Source organism: Streptomyces sp. NPDC050508 (assembly GCF_040655155.1).
In the GTDB taxonomy this organism is placed as follows: Bacteria; Actinomycetota; Actinomycetes; order Streptomycetales; family Streptomycetaceae; genus Streptomyces.
Map to the genome: position 1 here is coordinate 38,430 of NZ_JBFAJJ010000021.1, position 13,730 is coordinate 52,159.

Genomic DNA, 13,730 nt, shown 5'->3' on the forward strand with positions numbered 1-13,730 from the left:
TCATGTCGAGCGCACCACCTTGCGATAGGACACCACGGTGCGGATCCGGTCGGCCGACAGGGCCAGCAGAAGGACACAGCCGAGGTAGATGTTCAGGCTTTCCAGGCCGACGCCGAGCAGGTCGAGGCCCTTGCGGATGACGCCGACCAGGGCGGTGCCGAGCAGTGTGCCCAGCACCGAAACCACCCCGCCGGTGAGCAGGGTGCCGCCGAGCACCGCGCCCAGGAAGGAGGGGAGCATGAAGTCGTCGCCGATGGAGGCGCGGAACGTACCCGTGCCGGCCGCCGCCATGAACCCGGCGAGCGCCGCGAGCAGCCCCGACAGCGTGTGCGCGAGCAGGACACGGCGCCCGGTGGGAATGCCGGACAGCTCCGCGGCGGCCGGATTGGCGCCGGTGAGCAGCAGTTCCCTGCCGATGCGCGTACAGCCGTAGAGGAAACCGAGGCCCAGCATGGCGAGGACGGTGAACTGGGCTATCTGCGGGACGGCCGGGGAGCCGCAGATGGGGCCCGCGCAGATGTCGGCGAGGGAGTAGGAGCGCAGTTGGTCGATGCCGGACGGGTGGGTGGTGAAGGCGGCGTCGTCGGTGAGGGACGAGTAGAGGAGGGACACCAGGCCGAGCAGGGCGAAGTCCATGGCCAGGGTGACGACGAAGGAGCTCACTCCGGTACGGGCGATGAGCCAGCCGGTGACCGCGCCGATCGCCGCCCCGGCGGCCAGGCACATCAGCAGCCCCACCTGCATCGGGACGCCTAGGCGGTCGTAGCCGAGGCCCGCGAACATGGCGCCGAAGGCGGCCATGCGGCCGACCGCGAGGTTCATGTGGCCCACGGACAGGGCGACCATCTGCGCGAGCGCGACCACGGTGAGTGTGGCGACGTCGCGGAGGAGTGGGAAGAGCACCAACTGCTGGTCCAGGAAGGCCGGTCGGAGCACGCCGAACAGGACGCTGAGCGCGATGACGAGGACCAGGAGGCCGAGCCGCTGGTTGACCCAGAACGGCATGTGGTGAGGGGCCGCCTTCTCCTCCGGGACGGTGTCCGGTGGGCTGATCGAGGTCGTCATGCCACCCTCCGGTCGTCCAGCGCGTCGGCGTCCCAGTCGATGCCGATGCCCGGCACGTCGGGGGCTACGGCCCTGCCGTCGCGGATGGTCAGTTCGGTGCGGGTCACGGCCCTCAACTGCGGGATGTACTCGACGTATTGGCCGTTGGGGACCGCGGCGGCGAGGCTGACGTGCAGTTCCATCAGGAAGTGCGGGCAGACCATGACGTTGTGGCTCTCCGCCAGGTGCGCGACCTTCAGCCACGGGGTGATGCCACCGATCCGGGCGGCGTCGACCTGGACGACGGAGGCGGCGCCGGCCTCCAGATAGCTGCGGAACTGCATGAGCGAGTACATGGACTCGCCGACGGCGACGGGGATGCGGGTCGCCGCCGCGAGACGGACGTGACCGCTGATGTCGTCGGCGGGCAGCGGCTCCTCCAGCCAGTACGGGTCGTACGGCTCCAGCGCCGCCGCGAGCCGCAGGACGGAGGACGCCGTCTGGGACTGGTTGGCGTCGGTCATGATGTGCAGCGAGGGGCCGACGGCCTCGCGGACCGCGCGCAGGCGTTCGGCGTCCTCGGAGGGATGCGGCCGGCCCACCTTGATCTTGACGCCCGCCCACCCCAATTCCTGTGCGCGCAGGGCACTTTTGACCAGTTCCTCGGCGCTCAGATGGAGCCAGCCGCCCTCGGTGTCGTAGACCGGCACCTCCTGGCGGTGGCCGCCGGCCAGCCGCCACAGCGGCTCGCCCGCCCGTTTGCAGCGCACGTCCCACAGGGCGGTGTCGACGGCGGCGAGGGCGAGCGAGGTGATGGCTCCGGTGGTGGTGGACCGGGTCAGCGCGAACAGCCGCTGCCACAGCGCCTCGACGTTGCGGGTGTCCTGTCCGACGAGCGCGGGCAGCAAGTGGTCGCGCAGCAGGGCCAGTACGGAGGTGCCGCCGGTACCGATCGTGTAGGAGTAGCCGGTTCCCGTGACGCCGTCCGCCGTCTCCAGGTCGACCAGGACCGTCTCCTGTTTCACGAAGGTCTGCACCGCGTCGGTACGGTCCTGCTCGACGGCGATGTCGGCCAGCCTGGCGGTCGCGGCCGTGATGATGCTGCTGCTCATTCAGCAATTCCGGTTTCTGTCGGGGGAGTTGGCCGTCAGTGGTGGTCGGCCGTCAGCCGCAGGAGAGGATCTTGTCGGCGAACTGCTTCTTCAGTTCGGTGGTCTTCGCCTGCCGCGCCTTGTCGTAGCCGGCGACGTTCGCCTTGGTGACGACGAACGAACCCGAGTCCACCTCCACCCCGGGAGAGCGCACCGTGCACTGTTTCGTCTGGAGCAGCGCCAGCGCCCAGACCCCGATCTCGGCCTGGCCGACGGGGTTCTGTACGACGGTGGCGGTGACCGTCCCCTGCTTGATGCCGCTGAGGATCTTGGCGTCGTCGTCGATGGCGATGACCTTCGCCTTCGAACCGGACGACTTGACGACGTCGGCCGCGGCGACGGCCGGGTTGTACGCGGTGGCGACAATGCCCGTGATCTGACTGCCCTTTGCCGCCATCAGGTCGGACACGGCCTTCTGCGCGGTCTGCAGGTCCGTGTCGATGTCGGTGATGGTCTGCAGGAGCTTGACCTTGCCGCCCGACTCCTTCACGGCCTGGGTGACGCCCTTGATCCTCAACTGGGTATTGGCGTCAACGTTGTTGCCGGTGAGGTGGACCAGAGTGCCCTTGCCGCCCATGGCCGCGATCGCCGCCTTCGCGGCTTTGTAGGCGGCGAGTTGGACGTCCGTGGAGAGACAGAAGTCGGCCTCGTCCTTGGTGCCCGCGGGACACGAACCCAGCGAAGCCACCGGGAAACCCTGCGACTTGAGGTCCGCGAAGGTCGAGTTGATGTCGGTGGGGGAGACGCCGAACACCCCGAAGGCGTTGTAGCCGCGCGCCGCGAGCGTGGACAGCAGGTTGTTCTGCTTCTGCTGGTCCCACTCCGCCGTCTCGTCGAAGGCGACGGCTCCGAGGCCGTACGTCTTCTTCGCGGCGGCGCCCGCGGTCTTCCAGGGCTGGAAGTACGGGTGGGCGCCGCCGGGCACGAGGGCGACCTTGGTCTTGGAGCCGTCGACGAGGTCGGCGCCGGCGCCGGTCCGGGCGGCCGGTGCGGCCTGACTGCCGGACTGGGCGCCCGAGTTCTTGTAGGTGCACGCCGCTGTTCCCGAGGCCAGCAACACGGCCGCGACAACTCCGGGCAGGACAGATCTGGTTGGGAAGCGCATGACCCACCCCTGCGGATTCAGATAGGAATCAGATAGGAAAACGATGCGGCGATCGTGGGGGAGGAACGTACGCCCGTCAAGACCTGCGGCACGAACAGGTGCATTGTTTAGGGAGTTTGCGGCTCAGGGGGCTCGCTCCCACGCCTCTCTCCTGGCACGGCTGCGCGCGAAATCGTATAGGAAACACCTACGTGTCGGCCTGGCCGTAAAGGTACAGATCATTCCCGCAACTCGAAGATCGCGTGCCCGGCAGCCCTCTAGGATGGCTGGCTTCAGCGTTCGTGGGCGGGCACGTCACGGGCGTGCAAGGGCCGTTCACCGCAAGGAGATTGCGCATGGGTACCGATGAGGTCTTAACCACGCCGTTGGACGGGCTGTCGGCCGGCCCCGTGGTGCCGCGGCTGGTGCTGGGCGCACGGCTGCGTGAACTCCGGGAAGAGCGGCACATCTCCCGCCAGGCCGCCGGTGAGGCCATCCGCGCCTCCCGCTCCAAGATCAGCCGACTGGAGGCGGGCCGCCACCGGTTCAAACCGCGTGATGTGGCCGACCTGCTCACGCTCTACGGCGTCACGGACGAGGCCGAGCGCGCCACCCTGCTGGTCCTCGCCGAGGAGGCCAACTCCCCAGCCTGGTGGCAGCACTTCAACGACGTGGTGCCCACGTGGACGCGGGCCTACCTCGGGGCCGAACAGGCGGCGAGCCTGGTCCGCTGCTTCGAGGTCCAACGCGTTCCCCACCTGCTGCAGACCCCCGACTACGCGCGCGCCTCCCTCAGGCTCGCCCACTCGGGCGCCGGCGGGGCGGAACTCGACCGGCGGGTCAAGCTACGGATGACACGGCAGCGGATTCTGCGCCGGCGGCCGGCGGCACAGCTCTGGGCAGTGATCGACGAGGCGGCCCTGCGTCGCCCGGTGGGCGGCATCAGTACGATGCGCGCCCAGTTGAGGCATCTCATCGAGATCTGTCGGCTCCCGCAGGTCACCGTCCAGGTCATGCCGTTCCTCGCCGGAGGGCACGCGGCGGAGGCCGGACCGGTCACCATCCTGCGGCTGCCCGGCGGCCGGCTGCCCGACATGATCTACCTCGAACAGCGCGTCACCGCCCTCTACCCCGACAGGCCGCACGAGATCGAGCACTACTGGGATGTCATGAACCGTCTGGTGGTGGAAGCGGAATCGCCGGACGAGACTCCGACGATCCTGCATCGCATCCTTCAGGAGACCTGATCGGGGAGGGAGTGGGCCGACGGGCGGCCGGCCGGTGCCGGTCTCAGCGCTTGCGTCGGCTCTTGAGTCAGCGCTTGAGAGCGACCCCGCCGTACTGGTGTACCTCCGCGGGCAGGCCCCAGGCGCTGTCGTCGGGACGCCAGCGCGAGCACGACGCCACTCCCGGTTCGAGCAGTTCCAGCCCTTCGAAGAAGCCCGCGATCTGCTCGGGGCTGCGGAGGATGTACGGGATCGAACCGCCCTCGTTGTACTGCCGGATGGCGTCGACGTAGGCCTCACTCGTGTCGGTGCTGTCGTACTGCACGAGGTAGCTGCCGGAGGGCAGGGCGTCCACCAGCCGCCGCACGATCGAACGGGCCTCGTCGTAGTCCTCGATGTGGCCCAGGATGCCCATCAGCATGAGGGCGACGGGCTTGTCGAAGTCCAGCGTCTTGCCCGCCTCGCGGACGATGGTGGCCGGGTCGCGCAGGTCGGCGTCGACGTAGTTGGTGACCCCCTCCGGGGCGCTGGTGAGCAGCGCGCGGGCGTGTGCCAGCACCAACGGGTCGTTGTCGACGTAGACGATGCGGCACTCGGGGACCACCCGCTGGGCGATCTCGTGGGTGTTGTCCACGCTGGGCAGGCCGGTGCCTATGTCCAGGAACTGCCGGATGCCTTCCTCGGCGGCCAGGTGACGGACGGCGCGGGCGAGGAAGTAGCGGGCGGCGCGGGCTCCGGTCTCGATACCGGGGAAGATCTCGCGGAACGCGTCACCGGCCACGCGGTCCACTTCGTAGTTGTCCTTCCCGCCCAGCCAGTAGTTCCAGATCCGGGCCGACTGCGGCACCGTCGTGTCGAACCTGGCGAGCGCATCCTGCTCGGAGTTCTCTGCCTCATCAGTCATGGACGCTCCTGTGCGTGCGTGGTGAGAATCACGACACCGTCGAACACCGGTCGTGGAAGCCCACGTTATTCCTCCACGGCCCGGCTCATGCGCCTCGACGGTCCCAACCGCCTTTGTTCGGCCGCCCGTTGGCTTGTTTGCCGCCCTTGGTGAACCGGAATCAACGCTCTGCCGCGTGTCGTGTGAAGAATCCGATGAGGGCCGCGGTGGCGGCCAGGACGGCCACGCTGGTGAGGGCGGCGGGGAGGGAGTACCAGTCCGCCATGAAACCGATGGCGGGCGGGCCCAGGAGCATGCCGCCGTAGCCGAGGGTGGAGGCGATGGCGACTCCGTCGGGGCCGGCGAGGGTGCCGGCGCGTTCGACGGCGACGGGGAAGAGGTTGGCGAGGCCGAGCCCGGTGATCACGAAACCGAGGACGGCTGCCCACAGGGTGGGCGCGAGCGCGCCGAGCAGCATGCCGGCGGCGGCGGTCGTGCCGCCGGACACCAGGGTGCGGGTCCGGCCGAGGCGTTCGAGGAGCCGGGTGCCGGTGAGCCGGCCGGCGGTCATGGCGAGCGCGAAGCAGGAGTAGCCGATGGCGGCGGCGCCGGCGGTGGCGTCGAGGTCCTGTTCCAGGTGCAGGGCGCTCCAGTCGGCGAGGGCTCCTTCGCCGAAGGCCGTGCACAGGGCGATCAGGCCGAAGGTGATGACGAGACCACGGGTGCGCCTGTCCAGGCGGCGCGGCGCGGCTTCCTCCTTCGGCGTGTCCTCGGGGAGTGCCGGGGGCTTCAGGCGCAGCAGGCTGCGGCCGACCAGGGCGGTGACGAGCAGGCCGATCACGGTGAGGCCGAACAGATGCTCCGTGGGGGTGAGGGAGCCGGCGACCAGTCCGCCGAGTCCGGCGCCGACCATGCCACCGAGGCTGAACGCGGCGTGGAAGCTGGGCATGATGGGCCGCCGCATGGCCCTGACCAGGTCGACCGCCGCGCTGTTGAACGCGACGTTGATCCCTCCGTAGGCGGCGCCGAAGACCAGCAGGACGAGGCCGAGGGTGAGTGCGGAGTGGGTGAGCGGGGGGAGTGAGACGCTCAGGGACAGCAACACGGCGCAGACGACGGTGACTTGGTGGTTGCCGTAGCGGTGGCAGAGGCGGCCGGTGAGCATCATGGTGATGACGGCGCCGGCGGAGACGCCGAGGAGGGCGAGTCCGAGGGTGCCGGCGGAGGCGCCGGTCTGTTCCTTGATGGCGGGGATGCGGACGACCCAGCCGGCGAAGACGAAGCCGTCGAGGGCGAAGAAGGCGGTGAGGACGGTGCGGAGTCGGGTGAGGTCGGTGGGGGTGCCCGGCACGGCGTTGTGCGTTCGGGGTTTGTTTATTTGCGGCACAAAATCAGGCTAGGCGGGATCGGGTCGCTGGGACAAGGGTGCCGAGGGGCGAGGGCGAGGCGCGGCTCGCGTCGCGGACGCTGTCCGTGGACCACCTGGGAGCCGCCGTCGGTGATGCTCTCGACCTCCTTGGCGATGGCATACCCGTGTCGAGGGGCATTCGCCGGCGCCGTCAGCAGCAGGGCCGGCTCCGGCATTCCTCGTTCGCTCATACCGACAGGGTTTTCCGCCCGACGGACCTTCGGCGGGCCGGAGCCGCGGCGGTCTCGTCCTCGCGGGTGCGTGGGCCGGGCACCGTCGCCGACCGGGCTGTCAGGTCCGGGCCGAGGCGACTGTGCCTGTCGAGCTCGAACCGGCCGCGTTCAGCCACTCCGCCGGCCTCGCCCGTTCCTCCGCCGCCACTTCACCTGCTGGGCCACGTACGACACCGACAGCAGCGCCGCCGCCGGTCGGAGCGTGGTCGGTAGAAGTTGCCTCATGTTCCGTTCGACGTGGTGCACGCCGCGGTGGTCGCGAGTGAGACAGGTGTGTCACTCGGTGCTGCGCAGGGCGAGCCAGGTCTCGTGGCCGACGATGCCGTCGGCGTCCAGCAGCTTGTCGCTCTGGAAGCTCCGCACCGCCGACTCGGTTCCGGCACCGAAGTCGCCGTCCACGCCTGTGCTCCCGACGCCGTATCCGCGTTTCGTCAGCATGCACTGCACCTGCAGCACACGCTTGCCGCTGTCTCCCAGGCGCGTGCGTCCGTTGCCGCGGTAGTACGTGCAGTCCGAGATCCAGGCCGGGGTCGCGGGCTCGGTGGTGGGCGGGCTGCTCGGGGACGAGGAGGGAGTCGCGTCGGCCGAGGCGCTGGGATCGGCACCGGGAGCGGAGGCAGTGCCGTGCACCGCCGGTGCGGCGGAGCCGGAGTCCCCGGGGCGGGTGGCCGCGCCGTCGGGGTTCGCGGGGCCGTCGACGCTTTTGCCGGAGGAAGTCCTCGCGTCCGAGGCCCCGGGTATCGGTGACAAGGCGGTGCCGCCGGGCACGGTGCGGCCGGTCGTCGTGGCGGACCCCGGGGAGGAAGTGGGCGGGGCGTCGTGGCGACTGAGCATGAAGATCCCTGTGGCCACCGCGCAGACGGCGATGCCCGCGGCGACGGCCCGCACTGCCTTCTTCCGTGCCCAGGTGCGGACTTTGCTCTCCTGGGAGCGTGCCGACGGTGTGTCGGAGGCGGCGTCGGCGGCCACCACCGGTGGTTCGGGAACGGGCGGACCAGGTCGGCCGTCCTGCCCGGCCGGTGCCGACGGCATCGCCATCGGCCGTTCGTCCGGAGACCGTAATCGGGCTTGCGACGAGACGGGGAGGCGGTACAGCACCTCGTACGCCCGCTGCCGGGCCAGTAGTTGGCCGGCCAGCGGTTCGGGCCACACGGTCGCTCCGGCTCGTTCGCCGGCCGTGTCGATCAAGTCCAGCCCTGTGGGGCGCTGTTCGGGATCCTTGGCCAGGCAGGCGGTCAGCAGCGAGCCGAGCGCCGCGTCCGCCGCCGAGATCTCGGCGATCAGCTCGGGGTCCGGCTCCTCGAACGCCACCCGGTGCATCACGTCGACCCCCGTACCGTCGCCGAAGGGGGCACGCCCCGTCGCCGCGTACACGAGCGTCCCGGCGAGTGAGAACACGTCCGACGCCGTGTCGGATCTGCCGGTCCTCAAGTGTTCCGGCGACATGTAGGCCGGAGTTCCCACCCGTACACCGGTGCCGGTGATCGTGCTGGCGTCCATGGCCTTCGAGATGCCGAAGTCGATCACGTGCGCGCCCCCGACGGACAACAGCACGTTGGACGGCTTCAGATCCCGGTGCACGATCCCGGTGGCGGCGAGGTCGGCCAGCGCCTGCCCCAGTTCCGCGACCAGACGCCAGACGGCGGCCGTCTCCAGGGCTCCGTGCTCACGTACGGCGTGCGCCAGATCGAGCGCCGGGAGGTACTCGGTGGCCATCCACAGCAACTCGTCCTGGAAGCCCGTGCCGCAGAGTCTCGGTGTGTGCGACGTGCTGACGCGTTCGTGCACCGACGCCTCACGCTCGAACCGGCGCCGGAAACCGGGATCGTCCGCGTACTCCGGCCTGATCACCTTCACCGCGGCCAGACCGGGACTGCCGTCCTCGGGACGTGCGAGGTAGACCCGCCCCATACCGCCGCTGCCGAGCAGGGCCAGCGGCGCATAGGGACCGATGCGATCCGGGTCGCCCAGGCGCAGGGGTGCGGCACCGGTCTGCCGCAGTGCGGCGGCCTCGTTCGTCGCCAGGTCCGGTGGCAGTGGCCGCTGTTCTGACACGGATCCCCCGAAGTGATGTGCGCCGTACGTCAGTTCGGCCCGAGGATTGACGAGGCTATCCGAGCCGTGGCGTCCGCTCAGGGTTTCCCTCACTTCCGTTCCGCCGGAGGGCTGCTCAGGATGCGGAGGCATGCCGCAGTGTCAGTACTCGGTGCGAGATCCGGCAGAGTCTTTGTGCTTGTGGGGTGTTGATCCCTCCGCAGGCGGCGCCGGAGACCACGAGGACGAGGCCGAGGGTGAGTGCGGAGTGGAGGAGGTGGGGCACGGGGGAGGGTGCCCCTATGACTTTGGTCCGGGAATGGCGGCGAGCCTTCCCCGTGTTGCCACCGGCATGACGACCAACGCGCCGCGGCCCGAGGTGTTGCGATACACCGCCTTCTCCAGCGACCCCGACGGCGGAAACCCGGCCGGTGTCGTTCTGGACGCCACCGCCCTGGACGACAGCGACATGCTGGCCATCGCGGCAGACCTCGGATACTCGGAGTCCGCGTTCCTGACCGCGCCTCCGGAGGGCCTCGGCGGTCAGGAGGGGCGGGCGTACAGCATCCGCTACTTCAGTCCCAAGGCCGAGGTGCCGTTCTGCGGGCACGCCACTGTCGCGACCGCCGTCGCGCTCGCCGAGCGGATCGGTGCGGGGGAGTTGGTGTTCGCGACGCGCGCGGGCACCGTGCCGGTGGAGGTGGTCGAGGAGAACGGGACGCTCCGGGCCACGCTCACGAGCGTCGAGCCGCACGTCGAGGAGATCACCGACGCCGACCTGGTGGAGGCGCTCGCCGCACTGGACTGGCCGGCCGCCGATCTCGACCGGGCCTTCCCGCCCCGTATCGCCTTCGCCGGTGCCCGCCATCTCGTTCTCGCGGCGGCGACGCGTGCCCGCCTCGCGGATCTCGCGTACGACTTCGCGCGCCTCGAAGCCCTGATGCACCAACTGGACCTGACCACGGTCCAGTTGGTGTGGCGGGAGTCGGCCACCGTCTTCCACGTCCGTGACCCCTTTCCCGTCGGCGGTGTCGTCGAGGATCCGGCGACCGGCGCCGCGGCGGTCGCGTTCGGTGCGTACGCACGTGAACTCGGCCTGGTCCCCGAGGACGCCGTCCTCACCCTGCACCAGGGCGAGGACCTGGGCCGCCCCGGCGAACTCACGGTGACGCTGCGCGCGGGAGACGCACGCGTCCGGGTCAGCGGCGCGGGCACTCGCATCAGTTGAAGGGCCGGCCGTGACGGCGGTGCGGGTACCGGACTTCCCGGTGGTCGCTGGGCATCGCAAGTTCCGGTGAGCTCATTTGGCTGCCCTGTCCGTCGCCCGTCTCGGGTGCCAATCCGCGAGTCAATCTTCTAACAAAATTATCATCAAAATTGTTAACAATTTCCGTGTCCAGCTCACACTCCCGCCCTACAGTCTGGGACTCGTATGAGCCGCACAGCCCGACCTGCCCGCGGTGTCGCCGGGGGTGGTGCCCAGGTCGGCTGTGACCACGTAACCAGCTGCACATGGAGGTCTACGGGTGGACATGAACCGCAGAACTGTGATCCGGAGCGCCACGGGCGTCGCAGCCCTTGCCGCGTTCGGAGTCGCCGAGGGCACGGCAGGCACGGCTTTCGCCGCCACCTCGGCGTCGAGCAGCGCGTCGAGCACGTCCTCGGCGTACTCGCTGGAGTTCGACTCCACCGCCTGGTCGTACGACTCGACCAACGACGTGTACTACCAGATCGGGAAGGTGTACGTCGGGAACCCTGCCGCGACGGACTACGAGAACCTGTCGATCTATGTGCCGGGCGCCTATCTGACGGCCACCGTGAACAGCGACGGGACCACGTACACCGCGAAGGCCAACCCGAAGGGCACCGTCGGCGCGTACTCGGGACGCACGGCGCCGATCGTGATCCCGGTCAACACCCCCGGCTACGCCCAGCAGGCGCCGGCCACGTCCTACAGCTACACCAGCGTGTCGGCGTACCTGGAAGCCGGGCTCGTCTACGTGTGGCCGGGTCTGCGCGGCCGGGACAGCTCGACCAGTACCCGCTCCGACGCGGCCCCCTGGGGCGTGACCGACCTCAAGGCCGCGGTCCGCTTCCTCCGGTACAACCGGAGCGTCCTGCCCGGCAGCACGGACGACATCGTCCTGTTCGGCATGAGCGGCGGCGGCGCCCAGGACACCGTGGCGGGCACGTCCGGTGACAGTCCCCTGTACTTCCCGTACCTGCGCACGATCGGCGCGGCGATGGAGGACGCACAGGGCCGGCCTCTCAGCGACGCGGTCGCCGGCGTCATGGCCTGGTGTCCGATCACCGACCTCGCCGAGGCCAACCTGTCCTACGAGTGGAACATGGGCCAGTTCGCCTCCACCGGCACGCGCGCGTCCGGCACGTGGACCAGCGCCTACTCGGCGGACCTCGCGAAGGCCTGGCCCAAGTACCTCAACCGCCTGGGTCTGCGCGACGAGCACGGCAGGCGCCTGGAACTGACCGAGTCCGGCAACGGCACTTACCTGTCCGGCAGTTACTACGACTACCTGATCGAGGTGATCACCACCTCGCTGAACCACTTCCTGTCCGACAACACCTTCCCGTACACCATCACCACCCAGGGCGGTCCGCCCGGATCGGGCCAGACGGGGACCTCGACCACGTACGAGACGGTCGCGGACTACATCGCCTACCTCAACACCAGCAGCACCTGGGTCACCTACGACGCCACGACCAACACCGCCACGGTGTCCGGTCTCGAAGGCTTCGTGAACAGCCAGAAGACCGCGAACAAGCCGGTCGGCGCGTTCGACGGATACTCCCGCGGCCAGGGCGAGAACAGCGTCTTCGCGATGGGGCTCAACACCCCCTCGCACTTCGCGCCGCTCACCCGTGACGTCATCAAGGCGAACGAGACGACGTACGCCACGTACTCCGACTGGAACACCGACTACGGCTCCTCGGCGTACGACAGCGACTTCGCCAAGAAGGACAGCGTCGGCAAGGACATGGCGTGGCGGGGCGACGCGTACAACCCGCTGTACTTCCTCTCGCCCGCCTTCGGCGGCTACCGGCAGTCGCAGGTGGCGCGGCACTGGCGCATCCGCACCGGCATCATGCAGGGGGACACGGCCAACACGACCGAGATCAACATCCTGCTGGCCCTGCAGAACTACGGCATCCGTGACGTCGACTTCGCCACCGTGTGGGCCGAAGCACACACCATGGCCGAGCGCACCGGTGACTCGACGACGAACTTCATCAGCTGGGTGGAGTCCGTCGTCAAGAAGTGATCGTCAGCCGGGACAGCCCGGGCGTCCGACCGACGAGCCTCGATCAGGCGCCCGGCACCTTCCGGAGTGTGGCTGCTACTTCAGGCCGATCGCGGCGCAGGCCGCCGCGTACTGCGGGGTGCAGATGTCCTTGACGGAGTAGATGCCGTCCGCGATCACCGTGTCCTTGATGTTGTCCTTCGTGAGCGAGACCACCGGCACCAGCATCGTGGGGATCTTCTTCTCGGTGGGGCTGTCGACCGTGTCGCGGGTCAGCGCGTCGAACTGGATGTCGCGGCCCTGGACCTTGTACACCGCCATCTCCGCGGCGCGGGTGGCCTCTTCCTGGAACGGCTTGTACGCGGTCATGTACTGCTCACCCGAGACGAGCCGCTGCACCGCGTCCAGGTTCGCGTCCTGGCCGGTCACCGGCGGGATCTTGGTGGCACCCGCATCCTTCAGCGCCTCGATGACAGCGCCCGCCAGGCCGTCGTTGGCCGCGTAGACCGCGGCGATGTTGTCGAGGCCGATGGCCTTGATCGCCTTCTTCATGTTCGCCTTGGCAACCGCCGGTGACCATTTGGCGGTGTCGTACTCCTTGGCTATCACGACCCTGTGCTCAAGTTCGCCGAGGGCACCGTCCTTGAACTTCGCGTAGTTCGTGTCCGAGGGGTCGCCGTTCATCATGACGATCTTGCTGGATTCCGCCTTGCTGCCGAGCGCCGCGATGATGGCGCGAGCCTGGATCTCGCCGACGAGTTCGTTGTCGTGCGAGACGTACGCGGCGATCGGACCCTGCGCGAGCCGGTCGTAGGCGATGACGGGGATGCCGGCGTCCTTCGCCTTCTGCACGTCCGGCGCGATCGCCTTGGCGTCCAGCGCGTCCACCAGGATCACGTCGACCTTCTGGGCCACCATCTGCTGGAACTGCCGGCTCTGCTTGTCCTGACTCGCCTCGGCGTTGGCGTAGACGACCTTGCCCTTGCCGTCGGTGAGGGCGGCGACCTCCTTCTTGATGACAGGGTGGTCGAAGGCCTCGAAGCGTGCGGTGTCCTTGTCGGGCAGGAGCAGTCCCACCGTGATGTCGTTGCCCTTCTTCGGAGACGCGGAGCTGTCGCCTCCGCCGACTCCGTCGATGACGCCGCACGCGGTGAGCGCCAGCGCGGACACGGAGGCGGTCAGGGCCGTCGCGAGATGACGCACGGGAATTCCACAAAGGGCAGGAACACTCACGTCGGGCGCCTTTCGAGTGTGGGGGGAAGCAAGGTGGCTTTCGGTGGTCATTGATGTCCGGTGAGAAGTAGCTGCCAGGCAGGGGATGTTGCCCTTGTGCCTGCGTCTGCGAGGGGGCAAGAAGGTTTCGATACGGCCTCCACGACCGGGAGGAGCTCCTTCACCTGTGCGCTC

Annotated in this window: 10 protein-coding genes; 3 read left to right on the forward strand and 7 right to left on the reverse strand. The window is 69.1% G+C overall.

Annotated elements, in window-relative coordinates:
* The 3 genes from AB0I69_RS40680 to AB0I69_RS40690 are packed head-to-tail and all read right to left on the reverse strand — an operon-like array spanning position 1 to position 3,300.
* Positions 1-1,065, reverse strand: coding sequence for an ABC transporter permease (locus tag AB0I69_RS40680; protein ID WP_363100820.1), 1,065 nt, complete (start codon positions 1,063-1,065; stop codon positions 1-3).
* Positions 1,062-2,156: a mandelate racemase/muconate lactonizing enzyme family protein gene (locus tag AB0I69_RS40685; RefSeq protein ID WP_363100821.1), complete on the reverse strand. Its 1,095-nt coding sequence runs from the start codon at positions 2,154-2,156 to the stop codon at positions 1,062-1,064. The genes AB0I69_RS40680 and AB0I69_RS40685 overlap by 4 nt, the downstream gene beginning before the upstream one ends.
* A gap of 52 nt (positions 2,157-2,208) precedes the next feature.
* A complete protein-coding gene (locus AB0I69_RS40690; RefSeq protein ID WP_363100822.1) occupies positions 2,209-3,300 on the reverse strand; it encodes a substrate-binding domain-containing protein in 1,092 nt (363 codons plus the stop codon).
* Positions 3,301-3,635: 335 nt separating this feature from the next.
* Here AB0I69_RS40690 and AB0I69_RS40695 point away from each other — a divergent pair, with 335 nt between their 5' ends.
* Positions 3,636-4,526: a helix-turn-helix transcriptional regulator gene (locus tag AB0I69_RS40695; protein WP_363100823.1), complete on the forward strand. Its 891-nt coding sequence runs from the start codon at positions 3,636-3,638 to the stop codon at positions 4,524-4,526.
* A 67-nt stretch (positions 4,527-4,593) separates the two neighbouring features.
* On the opposite strand, the gene AB0I69_RS40700 is transcribed toward AB0I69_RS40695, so the two are convergent.
* The 3 genes from AB0I69_RS40700 to AB0I69_RS40710 all read right to left on the reverse strand — a co-directional run bounded on the left by AB0I69_RS40700 (position 4,594) and on the right by AB0I69_RS40710 (position 9,084).
* The gene (locus AB0I69_RS40700; protein WP_363100824.1) at positions 4,594-5,409 is read right to left on the reverse strand and encodes an SAM-dependent methyltransferase; all 816 of its coding nucleotides are present in this window, start codon (positions 5,407-5,409) and stop codon (positions 4,594-4,596) included.
* A 160-nt stretch (positions 5,410-5,569) separates the two neighbouring features.
* Positions 5,570-6,739 (reverse strand): MFS transporter, encoded by a 1,170-nt coding sequence (locus AB0I69_RS40705; RefSeq protein WP_363100825.1) that lies wholly within the window; start codon positions 6,737-6,739, stop codon positions 5,570-5,572.
* Positions 6,740-7,305: 566 nt separating this feature from the next.
* Positions 7,306-9,084, reverse strand: a complete 1,779-nt coding sequence (locus tag AB0I69_RS40710; RefSeq protein ID WP_363100826.1) for a protein kinase — start codon at positions 9,082-9,084, stop codon at positions 7,306-7,308.
* 331 nt (positions 9,085-9,415) lie between these two features.
* Here AB0I69_RS40710 and AB0I69_RS40715 point away from each other — a divergent pair, with 331 nt between their 5' ends.
* On the forward strand, positions 9,416-10,291 hold the full coding sequence (locus AB0I69_RS40715; protein WP_363100827.1) for a PhzF family phenazine biosynthesis isomerase: 876 nt from the start codon (positions 9,416-9,418) through the stop codon (positions 10,289-10,291).
* A 304-nt stretch (positions 10,292-10,595) separates the two neighbouring features.
* Positions 10,596-12,344 (forward strand): esterase, encoded by a 1,749-nt coding sequence (locus tag AB0I69_RS40720; protein ID WP_363100828.1) that lies wholly within the window; start codon positions 10,596-10,598, stop codon positions 12,342-12,344.
* A gap of 75 nt (positions 12,345-12,419) precedes the next feature.
* Here the strand turns inward: AB0I69_RS40720 and AB0I69_RS40725 are convergent, their stop codons facing one another.
* Entirely contained in the window at positions 12,420-13,526 is a 1,107-nt protein-coding gene (locus tag AB0I69_RS40725; RefSeq protein ID WP_363100829.1) for a substrate-binding domain-containing protein, read from the reverse strand.
* Between the last annotated feature and the right edge of the window lie 204 nt (positions 13,527-13,730).